33 protein-coding genes and 3 pseudogenes are annotated in these 16573 nt (G+C 42.7%); 16 read left to right on the plus strand and 20 right to left on the minus strand.

Going from position 1 to position 16573, the window contains the following annotated elements:
• Window positions 1-3: 3 nt before the first annotated feature.
• From HWQ36_RS26590 to HWQ36_RS26620, 7 genes are all read right to left on the minus strand, one after another.
• On the minus strand, window positions 4-210 hold the full coding sequence (locus HWQ36_RS26590) for a hypothetical protein (protein WP_292708457.1): 207 nt from the start codon (window positions 208-210) through the stop codon (window positions 4-6).
• Entirely contained in the window at window positions 207-896 is a 690-nt protein-coding gene (locus tag HWQ36_RS26595; protein WP_292708459.1) for a hypothetical protein, read from the minus strand. The genes HWQ36_RS26590 and HWQ36_RS26595 overlap by 4 nt, the downstream gene beginning before the upstream one ends.
• Complete coding sequence (locus HWQ36_RS26600; protein ID WP_292708461.1) at window positions 896-1387, minus strand: hypothetical protein; 492 nt, start codon at window positions 1385-1387, stop codon at window positions 896-898. Before HWQ36_RS26600 ends, HWQ36_RS26595 begins: the two co-directional genes overlap by 1 nt.
• Window positions 1387-2016 carry a hypothetical protein gene (locus HWQ36_RS26605; protein WP_292708463.1) on the minus strand — a complete coding sequence of 210 codons (630 nt, stop codon included), beginning with the start codon at window positions 2014-2016 and terminating at the stop codon, window positions 1387-1389. Before HWQ36_RS26605 ends, HWQ36_RS26600 begins: the two co-directional genes overlap by 1 nt.
• Complete coding sequence (locus HWQ36_RS26610; RefSeq protein WP_292708465.1) at window positions 2003-2386, minus strand: hypothetical protein; 384 nt, start codon at window positions 2384-2386, stop codon at window positions 2003-2005. Before HWQ36_RS26610 ends, HWQ36_RS26605 begins: the two co-directional genes overlap by 14 nt.
• Window positions 2387-2603: 217 nt before the next feature.
• Window positions 2604-2780 carry a hypothetical protein gene (locus HWQ36_RS26615; protein ID WP_292708467.1) on the minus strand — a complete coding sequence of 59 codons (177 nt, stop codon included), beginning with the start codon at window positions 2778-2780 and terminating at the stop codon, window positions 2604-2606.
• 111 nt (window positions 2781-2891) lie between these two features.
• A complete protein-coding gene (locus HWQ36_RS26620; RefSeq protein ID WP_292708469.1) occupies window positions 2892-3101 on the minus strand; it encodes a hypothetical protein in 210 nt (69 codons plus the stop codon).
• Window positions 3102-3256: 155 nt separating this feature from the next.
• Between HWQ36_RS26620 and HWQ36_RS26625 the strand changes: the two genes are divergently transcribed.
• The gene (locus HWQ36_RS26625) at window positions 3257-3790 is read left to right on the plus strand and encodes a transposase (protein WP_292708471.1); all 534 of its coding nucleotides are present in this window, start codon (window positions 3257-3259) and stop codon (window positions 3788-3790) included.
• 13 nt (window positions 3791-3803) lie between these two features.
• On the plus strand, window positions 3804-4136 hold the full coding sequence (locus HWQ36_RS26630) for a hypothetical protein (RefSeq protein WP_292708473.1): 333 nt from the start codon (window positions 3804-3806) through the stop codon (window positions 4134-4136).
• 70 nt (window positions 4137-4206) lie between these two features.
• Here the strand turns inward: HWQ36_RS26630 and HWQ36_RS26635 are convergent, their stop codons facing one another.
• The 3 genes and pseudogenes from HWQ36_RS26635 to HWQ36_RS26645 all read right to left on the minus strand — a co-directional run bounded on the left by HWQ36_RS26635 (window position 4207) and on the right by HWQ36_RS26645 (window position 5671).
• Window positions 4207-4431 (minus strand): hypothetical protein, encoded by a 225-nt coding sequence (locus tag HWQ36_RS26635; RefSeq protein ID WP_292708475.1) that lies wholly within the window; start codon window positions 4429-4431, stop codon window positions 4207-4209.
• A gap of 460 nt (window positions 4432-4891) precedes the next feature.
• Window positions 4892-5212: pseudogene (locus tag HWQ36_RS34450) on the minus strand (BRO family protein); the annotation flags it as partial.
• 75 nt (window positions 5213-5287) lie between these two features.
• Window positions 5288-5671 carry a hypothetical protein gene (locus tag HWQ36_RS26645; protein ID WP_292708479.1) on the minus strand — a complete coding sequence of 128 codons (384 nt, stop codon included), beginning with the start codon at window positions 5669-5671 and terminating at the stop codon, window positions 5288-5290.
• Window positions 5672-5726: 55 nt separating this feature from the next.
• Between HWQ36_RS26645 and HWQ36_RS26650 the strand changes: the two genes are divergently transcribed.
• Both HWQ36_RS26650 and HWQ36_RS26655 read left to right on the plus strand, forming a co-directional pair.
• Window positions 5727-5972, plus strand: coding sequence for a helix-turn-helix transcriptional regulator (locus HWQ36_RS26650; protein WP_292708481.1), 246 nt, complete (start codon window positions 5727-5729; stop codon window positions 5970-5972).
• A gap of 54 nt (window positions 5973-6026) precedes the next feature.
• A complete protein-coding gene (locus tag HWQ36_RS26655; protein ID WP_292708483.1) occupies window positions 6027-6311 on the plus strand; it encodes a hypothetical protein in 285 nt (94 codons plus the stop codon).
• 19 nt (window positions 6312-6330) lie between these two features.
• On the opposite strand, the gene HWQ36_RS26660 is transcribed toward HWQ36_RS26655, so the two are convergent.
• From HWQ36_RS26660 to HWQ36_RS26675, 4 genes are read right to left on the minus strand one after another with little or no spacing between them, the layout of a single operon-like run.
• Window positions 6331-6741, minus strand: a complete 411-nt coding sequence (locus HWQ36_RS26660; RefSeq protein ID WP_292708485.1) for a hypothetical protein — start codon at window positions 6739-6741, stop codon at window positions 6331-6333.
• Complete coding sequence (locus HWQ36_RS26665; RefSeq protein ID WP_292708487.1) at window positions 6696-7079, minus strand: hypothetical protein; 384 nt, start codon at window positions 7077-7079, stop codon at window positions 6696-6698. Before HWQ36_RS26665 ends, HWQ36_RS26660 begins: the two co-directional genes overlap by 46 nt.
• Window positions 7079-7369 carry a hypothetical protein gene (locus tag HWQ36_RS26670; protein WP_292708489.1) on the minus strand — a complete coding sequence of 97 codons (291 nt, stop codon included), beginning with the start codon at window positions 7367-7369 and terminating at the stop codon, window positions 7079-7081. The genes HWQ36_RS26665 and HWQ36_RS26670 overlap by 1 nt, the downstream gene beginning before the upstream one ends.
• Window positions 7370-7371: 2 nt before the next feature.
• On the minus strand, window positions 7372-7659 hold the full coding sequence (locus HWQ36_RS26675) for a hypothetical protein (RefSeq protein ID WP_292708491.1): 288 nt from the start codon (window positions 7657-7659) through the stop codon (window positions 7372-7374).
• Window positions 7660-7761: 102 nt separating this feature from the next.
• Between HWQ36_RS26675 and HWQ36_RS26680 the strand changes: the two genes are divergently transcribed.
• Window positions 7762-8304, plus strand: a complete 543-nt coding sequence (locus HWQ36_RS26680; protein WP_292708493.1) for a hypothetical protein — start codon at window positions 7762-7764, stop codon at window positions 8302-8304.
• Entirely contained in the window at window positions 8288-8524 is a 237-nt protein-coding gene (locus HWQ36_RS26685) for a hypothetical protein (protein WP_292708495.1), read from the plus strand. Before HWQ36_RS26680 ends, HWQ36_RS26685 begins: the two co-directional genes overlap by 17 nt.
• On the opposite strand, the gene HWQ36_RS26690 is transcribed toward HWQ36_RS26685, so the two are convergent.
• From HWQ36_RS26690 to HWQ36_RS26705, 4 genes are read right to left on the minus strand one after another with little or no spacing between them, the layout of a single operon-like run.
• Window positions 8510-8740 (minus strand): hypothetical protein, encoded by a 231-nt coding sequence (locus tag HWQ36_RS26690; protein WP_292708497.1) that lies wholly within the window; start codon window positions 8738-8740, stop codon window positions 8510-8512. The genes HWQ36_RS26685 and HWQ36_RS26690 overlap by 15 nt on opposite strands.
• Window positions 8737-8901, minus strand: a complete 165-nt coding sequence (locus tag HWQ36_RS26695; RefSeq protein ID WP_292708499.1) for a hypothetical protein — start codon at window positions 8899-8901, stop codon at window positions 8737-8739. The genes HWQ36_RS26690 and HWQ36_RS26695 overlap by 4 nt, the downstream gene beginning before the upstream one ends.
• Window positions 8898-9005 (minus strand): hypothetical protein, encoded by a 108-nt coding sequence (locus HWQ36_RS26700; RefSeq protein WP_292708501.1) that lies wholly within the window; start codon window positions 9003-9005, stop codon window positions 8898-8900. The genes HWQ36_RS26695 and HWQ36_RS26700 overlap by 4 nt, the downstream gene beginning before the upstream one ends.
• Before the next feature lie 50 nt (window positions 9006-9055).
• Window positions 9056-9424, minus strand: a complete 369-nt coding sequence (locus tag HWQ36_RS26705) for a hypothetical protein (RefSeq protein WP_292708503.1) — start codon at window positions 9422-9424, stop codon at window positions 9056-9058.
• 17 nt (window positions 9425-9441) lie between these two features.
• Between HWQ36_RS26705 and HWQ36_RS26710 the strand changes: the two are divergent.
• The 10 genes and pseudogenes from HWQ36_RS26710 to HWQ36_RS26755 form a co-directional block, all read left to right on the plus strand.
• Window positions 9442-10086 (plus strand): annotated as a pseudogene (locus HWQ36_RS26710) (sigma-70 family RNA polymerase sigma factor); the annotation flags it as partial.
• A 27-nt stretch (window positions 10087-10113) separates the two neighbouring features.
• A pseudogene (locus tag HWQ36_RS26715) lies at window positions 10114-10227 on the plus strand (IS1 family transposase); the annotation flags it as partial.
• Between the two features lie 335 nt (window positions 10228-10562).
• Window positions 10563-11495, plus strand: coding sequence for a hypothetical protein (locus tag HWQ36_RS26720; RefSeq protein WP_292708505.1), 933 nt, complete (start codon window positions 10563-10565; stop codon window positions 11493-11495).
• Window positions 11496-11508: 13 nt separating this feature from the next.
• A complete protein-coding gene (locus HWQ36_RS26725) occupies window positions 11509-11748 on the plus strand; it encodes a hypothetical protein (RefSeq protein ID WP_292708507.1) in 240 nt (79 codons plus the stop codon).
• A gap of 48 nt (window positions 11749-11796) precedes the next feature.
• Window positions 11797-12432 carry a hypothetical protein gene (locus tag HWQ36_RS26730; protein ID WP_292708509.1) on the plus strand — a complete coding sequence of 212 codons (636 nt, stop codon included), beginning with the start codon at window positions 11797-11799 and terminating at the stop codon, window positions 12430-12432.
• Between the two features lie 3 nt (window positions 12433-12435).
• Window positions 12436-12825: a hypothetical protein gene (locus tag HWQ36_RS26735; protein WP_292708511.1), complete on the plus strand. Its 390-nt coding sequence runs from the start codon at window positions 12436-12438 to the stop codon at window positions 12823-12825.
• A 219-nt stretch (window positions 12826-13044) separates the two neighbouring features.
• On the plus strand, window positions 13045-13995 hold the full coding sequence (locus HWQ36_RS26740; protein ID WP_292708513.1) for a hypothetical protein: 951 nt from the start codon (window positions 13045-13047) through the stop codon (window positions 13993-13995).
• A complete protein-coding gene (locus tag HWQ36_RS26745) occupies window positions 13985-14173 on the plus strand; it encodes a hypothetical protein (protein WP_292708515.1) in 189 nt (62 codons plus the stop codon). Before HWQ36_RS26740 ends, HWQ36_RS26745 begins: the two co-directional genes overlap by 11 nt.
• Entirely contained in the window at window positions 14160-15050 is an 891-nt protein-coding gene (locus tag HWQ36_RS26750) for a hypothetical protein (RefSeq protein WP_292708517.1), read from the plus strand. Before HWQ36_RS26745 ends, HWQ36_RS26750 begins: the two co-directional genes overlap by 14 nt.
• A gap of 44 nt (window positions 15051-15094) precedes the next feature.
• Window positions 15095-15616, plus strand: a complete 522-nt coding sequence (locus HWQ36_RS26755) for a hypothetical protein (protein WP_292708519.1) — start codon at window positions 15095-15097, stop codon at window positions 15614-15616.
• Here the strand turns inward: HWQ36_RS26755 and HWQ36_RS26760 are convergent.
• Both HWQ36_RS26760 and HWQ36_RS26765 read right to left on the minus strand, forming a co-directional pair.
• Window positions 15606-16127, minus strand: coding sequence for a hypothetical protein (locus HWQ36_RS26760; RefSeq protein WP_292708521.1), 522 nt, complete (start codon window positions 16125-16127; stop codon window positions 15606-15608). The two genes, HWQ36_RS26755 and HWQ36_RS26760, sit on opposite strands and share 11 nt — an antisense overlap.
• Before the next feature lie 23 nt (window positions 16128-16150).
• On the minus strand, window positions 16151-16552 hold the full coding sequence (locus tag HWQ36_RS26765; protein ID WP_292708523.1) for a hypothetical protein: 402 nt from the start codon (window positions 16550-16552) through the stop codon (window positions 16151-16153).
• Between the last annotated feature and the right edge of the window lie 21 nt (window positions 16553-16573).

Here is a 16573-nt window from a genome sequence, read left to right on the forward strand (position 1 = left end):
TTATTAATTGTTGATTACATCGCCGTCAATTACCTTTCCACCAAGGTTTTCAACGTAATTCGCGCCATTGGTGTTAATGGTGTCAGGGTTTGGTTTGGTAAATTGTTCAACTTTCTTCGGTTCTTTGACTTTTGGTTCTTTACCTTGGATATAATTGCCCTCAATATGTGCGTTATAAATGCCACCACCAAGATTGATAATCCGCTTCATTTTGCTGACTCCTGAATCGCATAACTCAATTTGCCGACCCAAACAATTAGGCTAATAATCACCTCAATTGCAAATAACGTAATTAGCGCCAGTGCCAGATTGCCGTAGTCCAGCTTCCCCCATTGCCCGGTAGCCAGGATGAAGAAAAAATCTGAAAACTTGCCACTGGCTACAGGTGAGTAAACGGTAATGCAAATCAAAAAATCTATGGTGTATGTGAAAATTTTTAGTATCTCAAGATTGCTGATTACAGAAGTAGGAAGTTTATTGTACGTCTTTTTCAGCATCCTCAGCGCCGGGTCGTCGTTGTCTTTTACCTGATAAGAACTGCGGCTATCTGCTGAGGAAATAATAGTCTGCACAAACTTTTCGTTGTTGTAGAGAACCAAGGGCAATACTTCGATGATTTGAATAATTCCCCACAGAATTGTCCCTAAAATCCAAGTAATTCCCTTGCCGATAATGGCAGCAATCCCATTAACGATTGGGATTACAGAAATCAGATAGCCAAATGCACCATTGACGGCTTTACCACTAAGCAAAGCCACTACTTTTTCGTAGGGTTGGATATTGAGGTAGGCGAACCATATAGCAGCAGCTACCAGCCCCCAGTACAAGATTCTCAGCAAGGAGTTGGGTTTACTCTTTTTATCTCCTTGCCGCTTAGGCATTGTGAAATTAATCATCACGGATTACCTCTGTCTATTGGTTGGCTGTAAGTCCCACCTCTAAATCTTTTGAGCCGTTTGGCAACCATATCCCTATCACCCGTGAAAGCTATCACCCCCACCGCTCCTTTTTCGCTAATTACGCCCGTGTTGCCATTGGCATCACACACCCTAGTGCCTGATGGGAGTGTGCGCCCTGTAATTCTATCTGTCAAAATTTGGTCTTCAACAATCGTTACGTAACGGATATTTGGGTAAGTTCCAAAAACGATCGGTATGCAACCTTCTTGATATCTAGTGTTCGCAATTTTGGCTTGTTCTTGTTCAAAAGCGATTTGCTGCTCTAGTTTGGTTTGTTTCTCGGATTGAGTTGCAATAGTAGCTTTAATGTTGGAAATGGACTGCATATTTCGGGAAATGTCGCCACTGGAGAAAGCAAGGGAGATAAGCGTAATTCCCCCAAAAATAATGGTGGTTTTGTGCTTGCGCCATTGTCTAGAAGTGAGCATTATTCGCCTGCCTCTAGTAAAAAAGCTTCAATGTCAAAATCTTTTTCCGATACAGGTGCAATAGTTTTTACTGTGCTTTTTACCTCTTGGGAATTACCCCTCACTTCTGCTAAGAAAGCCTCAACATCAACTGTTTCCACACCATACCTAGCAGTCATTTTGTTAAGGCGATCGCCATCGTTTGCTAACTCCTGAATATAGCTGGATGTTTGCTGTCCACGGTTTAAAATTGATTGAGCAATCGCCATATCCCCTTGCTCCAAAATCCGCCCCAGTACGTGAGATTTGATTTGAGTTAGCGCTGCACCTTGGGCGATCGCTTCTTCAGTCACCACCCGAATCATCGCGGCCATTAGCTGAGGGTTGGAGTGTTGCGAGAATTTGGATGCAATGGCGTTAGCCTCGATTACCGTTAACTCCTCTGATTGTCCCAGCTTCTTTTGGTTGTTCAGCGCTGCACCAACAGCTTTGAATATCTCTTCCAACTCTTCTGTGATATCCAAGGAAAATTCATTGGAGTTGATGTCAATGTTTGCTCCATTTTCTGCAAGTATTTGCAAGGCACGGTTTACCTGTTCTGGTGTATAGCGATCGCTAAAGTATTCATGTAATTGTTCAATACTGAACATATTTAATCCATTCCTCAAATTGTTCGCGTTTTAGTTGAGAAAAATTTATCTTGAGAAACTTAATTCCCTCTTTATTCGGTTTAGAGCAATTCTCTAAACCACCCTTGACGACAAACAAGCAAGCTAGGATAAAGCGTTGATAGTTATCAAGGCAATTACTTCTCATGCTTCTGGAGTCTCCAAAATAAGCATTTTTAATTGGGGAAACAGATTGGATTATTTCTGATTCCCACCGCATAATCGTCATGCGGTGAATTCCTAATACCTCTGCCCACTCTCCACGAGTTAGTAAGTTGTCCAATAATCCATCCTTAAAAGTGTTTTCTTGCTTGATAGTCTCCAAGACTATCAACAGACTACTATTCTCCATTGCTGTTTTAGGGCTTCAAAAACTGGTTTTTACTCGCATGTAGGTTGTTTTAGAGGTTGATTCTGTTGCATTGCAACTTTGTGCAAGGGTGTATCAATGATGCGGTGTCACAAAGTAACAATGAGTTTGTTTTAGGAAAAATTTGGTGGGCGAGAGCATAAGTATTCAATGTTTGCAAATGAAATGTAGGCAATCGCTCCCACCTTTACACATGAATTTACTTTCTGCCTTGTCGAAGCGAATTAGCAAAATCTTGTGTTGGGGCTTCATACACGGTGGTAGTTTTATCACCTTTGCTATCAGTTTTTGTCTCTGAATATGTAGTAGTTTGATCGTCAATAATTAGTTTTTCACTACTTAAAATGGTGTTAGGAGTGTATGCAGGATTCGGCATTGCTTTCTTTTTGAATTGGTGAAAGTTTGTTGCATTGCTGCTTTTAAATAATAAAAAACCCGCACAAGGCGGGCAATTGAGTGAATCAATGATTTGAGCATTGACTAGTAATTAATCAAAAAAAATGGGTTGTGGTGGCTCGTATCCACTTTGGCGAATGAAGTCAAGTAGCTGCGATATTCGACAGGTTGTAGCAGATGGTTTTGTTCTATTCTCAGTTGCCAAAGTCTGCTTGCGGTATGCGTTTTCGCTGATGCAATGCTCGTAAGCTACTGCGATCGGCTTGAGTTTATGCTTTAAAGCGTATTCTTGAGGTGTCATAATTTGGTAGCTCCAAGTGACTTTGGGGTTACTGCCTTCGGGTGGGGAGCGATCGCGTCTTTGCGGGGGCGATCGCTTTTAAAAATATATCATATAGCTTAAAGATAATCTATTTGGGGTAATATTAGAGCAACCACAGACAAATTAATGGACAGATGCCCAGTGAAAAAACATTATTACTAGCTCAAGAATTCTCTATTTCTTATTACTACCTAACTCCTGAAGACAGCGAGAAGGTGCAAATTTTCTGTAAAGTATCAGGCGATAAAGAATCAACGTTAATCAATCAATACGTTCGGGGCTTTATTGGACGAAATCGAGCTTACTTCTTAGAGCTAGCTAAGTTTGACGCAACAAGTAGAGGCTTAACCTCTGAACAGTGGGTAGACATCGTGTTGGCTGAGGGTATGAGGGGTATGCCTGAATATCAGAATATTGTAAAAACTGAGGATATTCCCAAAAACCCTTTAGCCTATATTCCCGCGCCTGTTGAAAGTAAAGTTAGGCGATCGCTTAACTACATTACCCTAGCTGCTCAAAATATAGCTTTCTTGCACCTGGGTATTTATTATGACCGCGATAGTCAGGCGGGCTACATTTCCCGTATAGCCCGTGAACACATTGATCGGAATTGGGATGATTTGTACTTGCGCCAAGTTGAGGCGGCACAATCTAAGGTTTGGTTTTAAAAGGAGAAAGAAAATGGTAACAACAACATCAGCAGCAGGATTAACATTAGAAAAAGTCACTGAAGCGATCACTCTTATCCTAGATGAACTTGGCGAACCGCAAACAGATGCACAGCATGAAGCACTATCTGCTTTTAACTTAAGTGACCACACAAGAGTGAAGAGACTGTCATTAACCAACCCAACTGACTATTTTTGTAAATCCTTGGGGTACTTGGGGGGAGCGCTGAAACTAACTCCCAACACTGACACTATACTAGCTGAAAGTATCCGTGCAGCTGTTGACCACAGCAGGGAAAGAAGGCTGCAAAATCTAGGTCAAGAAATTGGCACAATTCTAAGTTGAGGCTGCGATTCTCACAAAAAAGCCAGTAGTATCACTGGCTTTGTGTCAATTGGATTTATTGTGTGCTTTCTTAATTCTTTTCGTGAATCTCATCCGTGGCTTTCTCTAGATGCCCCGCAACCTCTTCAAGCCTCGGTTGCTCATTCGCCCAGTTAGCTAGCGCGTGTAACAAATCTTCAAAGCTGTAACCTTCAGAAAGCAAAACTGCCATAAATTCGTTGAGAAATAGTGTTAGTCCCAGACGGCGAGAGTCTTGTAAACCGTGCCGAATCCCAGCGATTGATTCAAAGTCCATTATTTTCCTCCCCCAGTGCTTCCAAAACTGACAAATGCCACTGCAAGGACTGAACGGTTTTATCTCGTCCCCTTGCGGTATCTAGCACCATCTGGCTGTACTCAGAGCCTTTTTCCGTGGGGAGGTAAGCGGGGTTTTTGCCATCAGGGTTGAGAATTTGAAAGCCTCGTTCAATCAACAGTTTGTTGACCTTAATAGCGCTCCACTTTTGGCCAGTCTTGGCTTCTAGTTTTTCACCCAGCACGGTTGGTCTGACCAATCCCTCATCAACCGGAATTGATAGGGCTGACTTTGCTATCTCTGCTGCTTCTAGTAGCGCAGGATTATAAGATGCGATCACATTTAACTTCACCCCTGCGATTAATCGGGGATCTAGTCCTGCACCGCCCAAGGTTAGGTCAAATAGTTCTGAAATTTCTTGAGCAGTTGGGGTAGGGAGTGAGGAAGGCGGTTGCAAGGCTTGTGGTAGCTCGTATTTGCCAGTTTTACGAATACTAGGCAACACAACTGAAGTCACCCATTTTTTAAAACGTTTTGCTTGCGCCTTGCGACTAGTAAGGATAAGAGAGTATAAGCCAGACTCGTTGATGCACCAAGCTTCACCTTGACGACCTATGTTAAACATAGCTCGTTCATCATCATCTAAGCGCTCTATTGCTTGACTCGGATTTTTGACATCAACAGCCGCACAAACATCAACAGCAACCCACCAAGGGTTTTCCGCAGTGCCAATAAATCGGACTTCGTGAGACTCAAACTGAAATATTGTTAAATCGCTCATTGCTTCTACCTCAACAAACATACAAAGCAAGGGAGAGCGTTAATTGACGCTCTCTAGTGGTGGAATATCGGCTTGCTATGCTGCCATTGGGACGACTAAGCCGAGCATGGCGAGAATGACGAGTTGTGCTTGATATTCGGTGTCACATTCTTGGCGGCATTCGGTATTGCTAGGCTGTGCGATCCACTTACCGTCTAGATTTTGGTAAAAGGAGCCAAGAAAGAGATAACCTTTCCACATTCTGTAGAGAGTGCCAAAATCTCCGTCTTCTGCGCTGTCGATTTCAAAATCTGGTGCGAGTTTGACATAAAGATTTGACTGAGGATGCGCGCTCGCTTGAACGTCAACGGTTGATAATGTCATAATCATGATCTCCATAGTTTTGGAATAGAAAAGCGCTTTAGTTTGCGAGACGGGGCGCTTTTCTATAATTAATACTGTAAACTGCTTAGTTTGCACTTGTCAACTGCTTACTTTGCGATTTACGATAGACTTAAACCGCAGGACTATAAATATGGCTGTGCTAATTCATCGACGGATCACTCAAACGGCTAATATGCCAGGACTTGCAACTAAGATTCAGCAAGCTCAAGAAGCAAGTGGTTTAAGTGTCACCGAAGCTTGTCGGCGAATTGGCATAAGCCGCACTTACTGGTACAAGCTAATTAATGATGATTTGCCTGAAGGAATGGCAGAACCAACGTTTCGTAAAATTGAAGAGGTGCTAGGTGTTGACTTTGGAGTGAGTTTTGATGATTAACCCTTCTCCATCAATTCCCTCACCCTCCCTAACCGTGCCTTTGGAAAAGCGATCGTGGTCGATGCAGAAGGTGTAATTCAATATATTAAGCATTTAATAATGATTGAACCAAAATTCCAAGTAGGCGATCGCGTCTTACACAAACGCAGTGGCAAAACCTACACTGTGCTAGATCGCGTCTACAACAAAGCCGTTGCCACTCATGCAATCAAGGTATACACAAACGGCACAACCTCAACAAGCCCAACAACCATTGCCGAACATTGGACTTACAAGCTGGACGATGGGCATAGTTGGCGGTATGCTGAATCGCTGCTGGAATACATTAAAGCGCTTTAAGGAGATTGAATTTAAATTCCTAAACGTAACTATTAATCACTTCCAGTTCCCCCAACCGAAACGTAGCAATCAAATTTTCATCTTCAGAATACGGCGACACCGTTTCTCTTCTCCTGGGAAAATATCGCCGTATTTTTTCAATTGCGCTGCTGAATTTGTTGTATCCTTCTGAGGTACGCTCATCCAGTTTCACCGCCACAATCCACTCATAGCGATGTTCTTGCTGGTTGTTAAGCAGCAGAGAACTACTAGAGATGTTTTTAAACCGAGAAATACTCACCTCCACGCCACCACTTGCGCCACCTTTGGGTGTGGATGGCGGTTCAACCCAGATAGCGGGTTGATTATTGGCAAAAGTGCCTAGCTCTAGTGCGAGTAAGTCGGCTAAGACTTGGCGTAGTTCGGCGGTGGTGTGAATATGTTGGGGCATCTTTTAAGATTCACTAATGCTTTGGCTATTGCATTAATCGCTTGTTCTTGAGATGTTGCTTTTAGTCCGCTTTCAATATTAAAGGGCGCAAAATGCAGATGCAACAACTCGTGAATTAGCGTTTGTTCCATATCATAAGGACGCATTGCGTCAAAGGGGTAGCCTTCGGGCTTAACTAGCTTGATATCAGCAATTTTCTTACCCAAGTCCCAAGTGATCCGCCCCTCCGCATCGTCTATTTCTTCTGAAGAAACGATTTTGACCAATACATCCCAATCCATCAGCCCTAATATCTGCTGCCACTCCTGACAAGATTGCTGGGGATTTTCGAGATTCATTAACTCAACACTATCGACTGCGACGCTTTCAACCTACCACCACGAACCGGAACTTCCTGCAAAAAGCGTTGATTCAGATAGTTAGCGGTTGTACTGAATGCTAAATCTAGGTTGGGAGTAGTCTGGTAGTTGGCAGCAAAAACAGCGGGTAAATTGCTTCCAGACAACGCTCTATCAGTCCAGCGATTACCTTGACGTTCGTGGACATCATAAGCGTAAGGCGCTGTCCATCGGTATGTCGCGGTGGTGATTGTCAGTTGTGGTGGTGTCCAGCTTCTCCAGATTGGCATTTTTAGGTCCCTTTAGTGTCAACCACGAGGTCGTAAGTTGCATCAAAAATATCAGGCTTGCAAGGATAAAACTCGTTTGCTACACCTCGAATAATCCAGTCACCAGGATTCGCCGCCATCGTGCCTTCAAGTGTTTGAAGTAGCATAATTGGCATTGAATACTTGAGTTCACCTGCTAATGCGAAAGTATCGCCGCAAGATTTCATCCATTCAACAATTTCTAAATAACTAGTCAATCCATTGAATTGTATGGCTTCGATTACTACTGGCTTTTTTCTGAATTGAGGCATATCAATACAGTCAGGAAAACGTCAATTCCATTTTCCACCCTACTTCATCGTTTGGCTCGTTTTCTGATATATTGAAACGCATTCCGACACGTACCAGAACGCATGGAACAGATTGATAGAGTAGCGATCGCACCCCTCAAAGAACGCTACGGACACCGCAAATTTTACACAGAATATATTCCCAAGCTGGGTATCCAAATACAGAAAGAGGGCAAGAGTGGCTATATTACTCAGCAAGAAGCCCATTTACTGGAGAGGTATCACGAAGCTAGAGGAAGGGGCAAAGAAGCGGCAGCAGAGTTGTTGGCGAACCTGGAACGCATACCAACCCATGATGAATCACCCACACTAGAACACGTTCCAACACGTACCAGAACACTTGAACAGATACCCCCAACACAATTATTACAATTAGCCGACTCACTCCCACAACTTACCCCGGTGGCGCGGTGGCTGGCTAGTAGCTGGGTGCTGCAAATGGTGGCAATGCAGCAAATCGTAATTATTCGTTCAGTTTTACTGGTTTTACTGGATAGGGAGAAACTGCCACGGTTGAAGCAGTTTAAAGCAAGAGGTTTTGAGTTTAAGCGAGTGGATAATAGAAGTAGTGAAGAGTGGTTAGCATCATATGGAATCAAAGAATAACAACTCAGATATTCCTTCAGCAACTTGTCCATTCTGTTCAAAAATCACCTATAACCCTAACGACATTGCTAACCAGTATTGTGCTAACTGCAAGTGCTTTTATGGTGACATTATTGCTCATGCCAATATCGCTAAAAACGCAGGCCCCGAAGCAATATCCGCGTTGAGAAAAATTGTAGAAGCTGCACATGAACACCTCAAAAATCTACCAACCAACTAGCTTGACATTTGGAAAATCTGGATGAGCTAATAATTCATCACGATAAGGACATTCAAAATCACATTCTTCAGATCCACCCAGCAGGCAACCCTCGCCAGGGACGAATCCACAATCAAAACACTCTTCATCATCTTCATCACCATCCCAATAATCATGTAAGTCATAATCTAGATCGTCTGATTCTGGGTATTCTGGATAGCAAATAAAACCCGTCATGTCTTAATTTGGAATTGCACAATTTCTTCAATTAAACTTGTTTTACCACAGTGGGGGCATAACGCATGACTACCTATATCTGGCTTAATGTCGGCAATCGTCCACCATTTTTGACAGTGGTCGCAGATGTAATGATACAGATATTCCAAAGATACTTTCATAAAATCAACCACGCTTTTTTTAATTCCTGCTGATAATAATTTTGCTGACAAATCATCTGTTGATATATTTCTATCAATGTCTGTTTAACTTCGTTCTCATCCATGTTTTCAACTTGTTGATTGAAAACATGGATCTTAAATTTTTGTTCTAGTTTTAACTCCATTCAAACGTCCCCTCAATCTCAGTTCCGATCGCTCTTGCCAACGCCTTAGCCACACGCGGACGGTTACTGTCAAACTTTGGCTTAAGTGTAAATTTCCCTTGATGCTGATTCCCAGTTAAGGGGTCGATGTAAACCGCGATCGCTTCAGACTGCTTATAGATTATTTCACTTGATAAAACCCGTGGTTTCACGGAATACCCCTGTAGCACAACCGTGTTAGGGTTGCTTCCAGGTTCAGGTTTTACACTGTTATTACCTTGCAACCATGCTTCTACTTGATATGGGACTGTTACCTGTACTGGGTTTCCAGTTTCAGGATCAGTAGTGAATTGCCCTTCCACTGGGATTGTAAAAGTCATTCGGATATTGGGGACAAATGGCTTGCACGACATTTTTGGATAATGAATCGCTACTACTTGAGTATCACCAAAACAAAAATATTCGTCTCCGCAATGCCCTAGTTGAGCAAAATCTAGGGCTGGTTCACATGACTGCTCACAAGATGACCAACTACTGCACACTACCCTACGAAGAACTGGTGCAAATTGGCACTGTGGGGTTAATCAAAGCAGTGGAACGATTCGACCCCACCAAAAAGCGCAAATTCTCTACTTTAGCTATTCCCTTCATCCAAGGCGGAATACTCCAATGGCTACGCGATAAAGGGCGATTAGTGAAAGTCCCACGGAATCTGCAAGAAACTCACCAAAAAATCAAACGGTATTCCGATAGTGTTGGTATACCTTATATCCAAGCAGCTTCTGAACTTGGCATCTCTTCAGAATTAGCCCAAGAGTCTAGTATCGCGTGTACACAGCATTTATTAGAGTTACCCCAGGCATTAACTGTTAATCAAGAAGACGAGGCTTTCGAGTGGGAACCGTTGCTATCTCAACTCCCACCACAACACGCCGCTATCATCCGTAGTATATACATAGAAGCAATTCCATTAAAGGAAGTGGCGCGATCGCACTCATTAAAGTTGAGTGAAATCAAAAAACTCGAAACCGAGTCTATACAATTATTACGATCAATCACTCAAGGGCGGGTGAAATGCCCTAACTGTGGTAAGTACGAAACCATCAAAAACGGTAGACGTACTGGCAAGCAATCTTACCTCTGTAAATCCTGTGGTCATCAGTTTGTAGAGAATCCTGCACCTGTGGGTAGGCGCGGGTATGACTTGGAAATCAAAAGTAAAATTTTGTCACACATTGCCCAAGGCAAAAGTTTACACTGGTGCGAAACTTACCTTGGAGGGGTTGACTACAGCACCATCTGTCGGTGGACAAAAAGTTGTGATATCAAGGGTAAGAAACCTTTGAAAAACCTAATGATGTCTCCTACACAACAATGGCAATTAATCGGCAAGTTTAATGGACTTGCCGAATGGCTGACTAAAAACTGTCCACAGTCTCCACAGTTAGATAGTGCATTGCAATCGCTGAGTGAAGCTATGCAGCACAGCCAACAAGCTGTTACAGCAGAGGTGAAAAAGTGAGCCAAACAAACGAGGTACTTTGGCTCCCCACCCGTACCATCATTGAGAAATTCCACCCCGAAAATCCAAGAGAACATACTGAAGAACACGATTTACCCTGGATACGCGAATCGCTGCTTGATTTTGGCTGGTTGACTTACCCAAGTATCCAGCAAAACCTAGATGGTAGCCTGGGATACCTCATCTCAGGCCACGGTAGAACCATTGGGGCTGATTGGCTGAGTCAGCAAGATGATGATTTCTTTACCCAAGAGTGGAACCGATGGATAAAAGCCACAGGACGGGACAAAATAGCCAATAAGCACCAAGGGCGGTTTTGTGGTGACTACTGGCTGAATACTCCAGTGATACCCGTGACGCTTGACGACCTCAGCCAGAAATCCGCGTTGCTACGACTCAATAACAACTCCCACGATGGACGGGATGACCCTGGAAAAATTGCCGCAATTCTGGCACAAATGCCTAAGCGCCAAATCAAAGCAGCCGGCTGGGACACCTCTACTGCGAACAGCTTCATGCAAGCTTTTCTAATTAGGAAGGAAGAAGAACCACAATCTGAAGAGGAATATCAAGAGAAGGAATATTTTGAACGCCCTGACGCTACCGATTACTCAGGTAATACAGTTGATGTAGAAGCGCGAGAATCTAACGACTACACGCCACTCAGTGATGCAGAAGTAGTTACCTTTGATGCATCAGAAGTAACCGAAAACGTATTAGCTGAGGTTGAATCAGCTAATTACAACCCCAATGCCGAAGAACAGACGCGGTTTTTGGTTTACTTGAACAAAGATGTGCTGGATGAGTTTAAGGAATTGGTAGCTGGTGCAGCTGATAAGTTAGGGATCGCTAAAGAAGGACTAGCACAGCAGTGGCGATCACAAACTATATTGGAAGCAGTGCGCTTTATTGTTAATCAAGATGCTTGATATAGAAAAGTTCTTGACCGAATTTAATGTTAAAAAATACCCGATAAAAAAATACCGCCGTAATTTGTCACCAGAATTTATCGAAGCCGCGAGACAGCGCATTTTAGCGAGTAAACCTTGGGAGAAATCGACCGGGCCGCGCACACTCGAAGGTAAAGCTAAAAGCAGTCAAAACAACTTTAAACATGGTCGCCGCAGCCGCACAATGATGGAGGTTAACCGCATTATTGCTGATGTGGTAAAAAGTAATTAACGATACGAATAGGTAAGCATTAGATGGCCAATTGGTCATTGAGTAACGATGACCAATGAAGAATCACTGTATGGCAGAAAATTAACCGGAAAGTGGCGCAATGCTTTCACCGATGCCCAAAACTACGACTATGAAACCATCATCCGCGAGAGTTTCTACGTTGCTCATGGGCGAGTAATCAGCCAAATTGAAGGTGCAGGTAAATTTGGCAAGGAAGCCAAAACTCTACTCCAGGCGTGTGAAGTGCTGGTAGAACAGGGTGAACTGACGGCTGAATTTGTAGATGAATTGAAACTGAGACTACTAGGACTTGATTTAGATGGGATGTTACGCGCCTTCCAGGGTACGCTTGTACTAGCTGATGGGGCAATGCGATTAAGCAAGATGGGTGATATTCGCCGTCAGCTTGATATATGTAAAGCTTTCATTGTGGCGGTGCTGAAAAACTCAGGCGATCGCGTGGCTCGTGAATTAGCCTTGTCATGCATCCAGCAGTTAAAATTGGATGCAGATTTACCAATTGAACAATTGCAGGCACTAATTGATGAAGCGCAAAACGACGAAGCCGAAGAAAGCAGCGAAACCGAAACCCAAGAAGGCGAAGACGAAACCGTGGTCATCCCAGAATCCAACTCAGAAGAAGTCCAAGAAGATGTGTTAGAGGGGGGTGCTTGGGATGATTGAGTAGTGGTTATTCAGGATGCAGGGGTCATAAATACTGAAGAAAAAGAAGAATTACAAAGGATTTACGAAAGCCGCTTTCAAAAGAAAGTTTTAGAATTCCTAAATAATGGATATGAGCAGTTTATAAACAAACGTTTATATCCACATTGTATTTTTACTGCAAATAAAATTGTAGAAATAAATAGCATCCCGGCGTATTACCTTCACATAGAAGCGTCCCCTCCCTTAAGTGAATTTCATGAATATAAATTTCAGGGATTTGCACAATTCCGAAGAACAACTGAATGCGGAGAAACCTTTAATATTCAGTTACTTGATGTTGTCGATCATGCTCAAGTCGAGAAGTTTTTTACAGAAATATGGCAGTTGATGAGGTGTGCAAATTACAGATAAGTGTCAAAATATGATTAAATGCCCTCGGTGTGATAGATCGTCTGATGTTCTTGACGCTCCAGAAATGTCTGACACAGGTTTAGGCGACAGATTTTGTATAAATTGTGGTATATATTTTTACGATGATGGTCAAGCCAGGGGTAATACACCTTGCTCACGCGCAAAGCCCAAGAAGGGCAAGAGTAGCCAAGAGTCTGGATGCAAGCAAGGTGAACCAGCGTGAAATTAACTAAATCTACTGGACATTATAACTCTGGACAACCAAGAGACGATCATGGTAGGTGGACTACCAGGGGTCGTTTCAAAAATGCTCTGGCATCGGCAACCAAGAAGCTAAAGATAACTTTATTCCCTGATGGAGAAGAATTTCAAGATGAAAGTGGAAATCAAGTTTATTATTATCGCAACAATGGCGACAAATTGACGGAAACCCCTGTTCTCCAGAAAAGAAAAATAAATACACCTGGGACTACTTTGAGAAAAGGTTCAGAAGGCAAAGATGTTATTATTTCTGATAGAGAACAAGTAAAGCAAGGTTTTAGGAATTGGCGCAGTAGCTTTCCAATGCAAGAATTAAATAAATACGAACACTTTCCCCATGCTCAAGAAGCAGTTGCATCTTTAAAGGAAAAACTAGCAGATCCAGAAGTAGAAAAAAAATATAACAAATATCGCTTAGAGCTTGAGCTAAAAGAAGCGCTACCTGCTCTTAAAAAATATACACCAAACCCAAAGCTAAACTTAGCTGTTGATATTTCAAGAGTTTCTGCGGCAACAGACATTTACGATATGTACCTTTGGCAAGGGCTTAATAGTAATACTGGTGTAAAAGCAATAAAAAACGATAAAGGAGAGCTATCTACTATATACACTTATAATAAGGGTGACGATCATCTAAAGTTGGAGTATTTAGTTTCATCTCCAAAAAATATGTTTAAAGAAACAAGACAAAAGGGAGGAGGGACGCAAGCCATTGTTGACATGATTTTAGAAAGTAAAAAAGCAGGTTTTGGAGGCAAGATAAAGCTAGATGCATTAGGCGATGCTATCCCGTTTTATGAAGCTATCGGCTTTAAAAACGATGGCGTGCCTGGATACAATAAACTGACTCTATCTCCTGAAAACGCCGACAAATTTTTAGAAAAAATAAACCAAAAAAATGCTAAATAATGATTTTTTAAATGAATTAGACGAATTAGAATTAAAGGCTGGTGGTATTTTATCAGCCCCTAGCGATATTATAAAAAAAACTTCTAATTTAGAAAATGTAAGTCAAAATAATACTCATAGTAAAACAAAAACTAAGCTTTTTAATATCTTAAAAAAGCAGCAAAGTGAGAATAGTTGAAGCACTCCCCCCAACTCGTTACGCCCAAGCAGCCGCCCACGCCCGTACCGACAAATTTAAAAGCCTCAAAGCCAAAACGATCGCCCGTGTACAAGAGTGGTATGCTGACCCACGGGTAAACCAAAACGTAGCACCTGGGCTGTGGTTTGGCTACGGTAAAGACTCAATGGCGGGTGCGTTAATTCTCAAACTTGCGGGACTAGATTTTTGTCATTTAACTGTTAACAATGGTGGTGACTTACCTCAACATTGGCTAGTTAAACCTGAGTGGGAGGCTTATTTTGGTGAAGATTTTTATTACGAAGAATATGCAACAGATAGACCATTTCCTCAGATAATTCGTGCTTATCTTGATTGGGGAAATGCCTATGGACTAAAAACCAAAGAAGGAAAACCGCTTAATTTTTGGAACTGGGGCGATGTAGCTGCAAGTATTTGCTATGAAGCTATTTACCAATTCGATCACCTCTACGGCGAACGTGAAAAAAATGTAATGTATATCTGGGCGAACCGTGCTGGTGAAGGCATGGAACGAGCCTTTGAAATGCAGCGTGAAGGTTTGTTTCAGTTTCACGATCAAGATAACGGAAATCTCCCCTACATTCGTGCCTTACCTATAGGTGATTGGAAAGACATTGATGTGTGGGCATTACTAATAAGCGAAGATTCGCCTATCTCTCACACATACTCAATGCATCAAATACCCCAAAAACAAGGTAATAAAGCTTTTCCTAGAACTCTCTGGTACTGTACGCCGGAAATACTCTGTTCACAATACTATAGGTGGCTGGCTTACTACGCACCTGTGCAGTTGAAGGAACTATGCGATCTATTTCCAGAAATTCAACTTAGATTCATGCAAAAAATCCTTAAATAAACCCATCGGGAAATCTAAATGTGTAATGTTACACAAACAAGATTATGGCAAGACGAGGAAAAACCGGAGGGGGACAGGGGTTTGGAGCGCCCACGGCTACTAGACCAAACGGTAGCGTAAGGACAGCAGCCGGGGGGACTAGAGCTAGGGGTGGGGCGATTGTACCTGTAAATCAACCGACTAGAACTAGTGTTACAGGGAAATTCGGAAGTAAGTATAGTGCAAGCGGCAGAGCGCGAAGACGAGCCCTAAAAGAATATCAGCAAGTTTTTGGTTTAGATAGAAGCCCACTTGTCGGAACTCGGCCGTCAAGCCGAGTTCTTGTTACCCCTGCCCCCACTAATCCTGGCGGCAACACCGGAGTAAAGAAAGGTAACGACAAAGAACCAGCATCTGGTTCAGCGCCAAATAAATCTGTATTTCGCCGAGCGCGACCAGGTGAATTTGCTCAACGTGCGCGTGGTGCAAATGCAAGAGCTAGATTACGCACCTTAGCGCGGACAGGTAGCGCTGCAACACAAGAAAGGGCAAGGGCTTTGGCTGGTAGAGTTGGAGTTAGACTGTAGATTCTAAATCTAGCGCTTCTGCCTCAAAACACTGTTTAAGACAGAGTAAATCAAACGGATTATCTGGTGTCCACCACTCCCCATGTATTTTTAGTTTGCCGATGCCCATAATCGGCATTTTTAATATTTGCATTTCGGCTAGGTGCAAACCATGTACCGCATCTAGCCATTCTTCTTGTTGCTTAAAATCTTCAAGTCTATGACTGGAATAGCAATGATTGTTAAAATCAGCCGCAAAAGTATTTGTGTCGTAGTCAATATTTTTATCAATCTTGCACCAGCCAACTAAACTGCCCTCCGGGACATCCTCTGGACTCCAGCCCATCTCAATTATTCGTTTGTAGGAGTCCTTTCTATCTTCTTCATCCGTACAACTAGCTGCATGAATTGCAAGCCTTCCTTTGTATCCATCCAATGATGGTGAAATGAGTACAGAAGGCTCTCCAGTGATGACCATTAAAGCCATATCAGGGCGTAAACTGCATATCCAAATATCTTTTAATCCCGCCATAGTTGCCCCTAAATAGAGCCATTTTAGCTCAATGATTGAATCATCCCCCAAGCTACTTTAAAGGCGTTATTGCGCTCAGGGTATTTATCGGAGATGCCCCAAAATATGGTCTGTTGCCCCTTAATCCCAACAAGAGCTTTGTCAAACAAGACAGGGCTTTCTAAGCAATAAGCATAGTCTCCAGGACTACCAATGCAGTCAGTTAGTTTACAGGCTCCAATAATCGCTCCTCGTTTAGCGATCACAATATCAATGCCGTAGTCTGTGAAATATTGGTCAGAATCTTTACTCTGACTGCTGTGTATCAAGACCCAGCCCCTAATTTTAGTCGGCTGCATGCGGTATTCTTCGTCCTTTAGCCCTAAGCAGATAGCGTAGGCGAAAGGCGCGTGTATTGAAATGGCTCGTAAATCAGTTGGTGTCATATCAATAGTATTTATCTATAT

The sequence above is a fragment of the Nostoc sp. NMS2 genome (assembly GCF_017115105.1).
Lineage (GTDB): Bacteria > Cyanobacteriota > Cyanobacteriia > Cyanobacteriales > Nostocaceae > Nostoc.

Coding starts and splice junctions, on each gene's coding strand:
- HWQ36_RS26590 (WP_292708457.1), bottom strand. CDS start 210: ATGAAGCGGATTATCAATCTTGGTGGTGGCATTTATAACGCACATATT.
- HWQ36_RS26595 (WP_292708459.1), bottom strand. CDS start 896: ATGATTAATTTCACAATGCCTAAGCGGCAAGGAGATAAAAAGAGTAAA.
- HWQ36_RS26600 (WP_292708461.1), bottom strand. CDS start 1,387: ATGCTCACTTCTAGACAATGGCGCAAGCACAAAACCACCATTATTTTT.
- HWQ36_RS26605 (WP_292708463.1), bottom strand. CDS start 2,016: ATGTTCAGTATTGAACAATTACATGAATACTTTAGCGATCGCTATACA.
- HWQ36_RS26610 (WP_292708465.1), bottom strand. CDS start 2,386: ATGGAGAATAGTAGTCTGTTGATAGTCTTGGAGACTATCAAGCAAGAA.
- HWQ36_RS26615 (WP_292708467.1), bottom strand. CDS start 2,780: ATGCCGAATCCTGCATACACTCCTAACACCATTTTAAGTAGTGAAAAA.
- HWQ36_RS26620 (WP_292708469.1), bottom strand. CDS start 3,101: ATGACACCTCAAGAATACGCTTTAAAGCATAAACTCAAGCCGATCGCA.
- HWQ36_RS26625 (WP_292708471.1), top strand. CDS start 3,257: ATGCCCAGTGAAAAAACATTATTACTAGCTCAAGAATTCTCTATTTCT.
- HWQ36_RS26630 (WP_292708473.1), top strand. CDS start 3,804: ATGGTAACAACAACATCAGCAGCAGGATTAACATTAGAAAAAGTCACT.
- HWQ36_RS26635 (WP_292708475.1), bottom strand. CDS start 4,431: ATGGACTTTGAATCAATCGCTGGGATTCGGCACGGTTTACAAGACTCT.
- HWQ36_RS26650 (WP_292708481.1), top strand. CDS start 5,727: ATGGCTGTGCTAATTCATCGACGGATCACTCAAACGGCTAATATGCCA.
- HWQ36_RS26660 (WP_292708485.1), bottom strand. CDS start 6,741: ATGCCCCAACATATTCACACCACCGCCGAACTACGCCAAGTCTTAGCC.
- HWQ36_RS26665 (WP_292708487.1), bottom strand. CDS start 7,079: ATGAATCTCGAAAATCCCCAGCAATCTTGTCAGGAGTGGCAGCAGATA.
- HWQ36_RS26670 (WP_292708489.1), bottom strand. CDS start 7,369: ATGCCAATCTGGAGAAGCTGGACACCACCACAACTGACAATCACCACC.
- HWQ36_RS26675 (WP_292708491.1), bottom strand. CDS start 7,659: ATGCCTCAATTCAGAAAAAAGCCAGTAGTAATCGAAGCCATACAATTC.
- HWQ36_RS26680 (WP_292708493.1), top strand. CDS start 7,762: ATGGAACAGATTGATAGAGTAGCGATCGCACCCCTCAAAGAACGCTAC.
- HWQ36_RS26685 (WP_292708495.1), top strand. CDS start 8,288: ATGGAATCAAAGAATAACAACTCAGATATTCCTTCAGCAACTTGTCCA.
- HWQ36_RS26690 (WP_292708497.1), bottom strand. CDS start 8,740: ATGACGGGTTTTATTTGCTATCCAGAATACCCAGAATCAGACGATCTA.
- HWQ36_RS26695 (WP_292708499.1), bottom strand. CDS start 8,901: ATGAAAGTATCTTTGGAATATCTGTATCATTACATCTGCGACCACTGT.
- HWQ36_RS26700 (WP_292708501.1), bottom strand. CDS start 9,005: ATGGATGAGAACGAAGTTAAACAGACATTGATAGAAATATATCAACAG.
- HWQ36_RS26705 (WP_292708503.1), bottom strand. CDS start 9,424: ATGACTTTTACAATCCCAGTGGAAGGGCAATTCACTACTGATCCTGAA.
- HWQ36_RS26730 (WP_292708509.1), top strand. CDS start 11,797: ATGACCAATGAAGAATCACTGTATGGCAGAAAATTAACCGGAAAGTGG.
- HWQ36_RS26745 (WP_292708515.1), top strand. CDS start 13,985: ATGCTAAATAATGATTTTTTAAATGAATTAGACGAATTAGAATTAAAG.
- HWQ36_RS26755 (WP_292708519.1), top strand. CDS start 15,095: ATGGCAAGACGAGGAAAAACCGGAGGGGGACAGGGGTTTGGAGCGCCC.
- HWQ36_RS26760 (WP_292708521.1), bottom strand. CDS start 16,127: ATGGCGGGATTAAAAGATATTTGGATATGCAGTTTACGCCCTGATATG.
- HWQ36_RS26765 (WP_292708523.1), bottom strand. CDS start 16,552: ATGACACCAACTGATTTACGAGCCATTTCAATACACGCGCCTTTCGCC.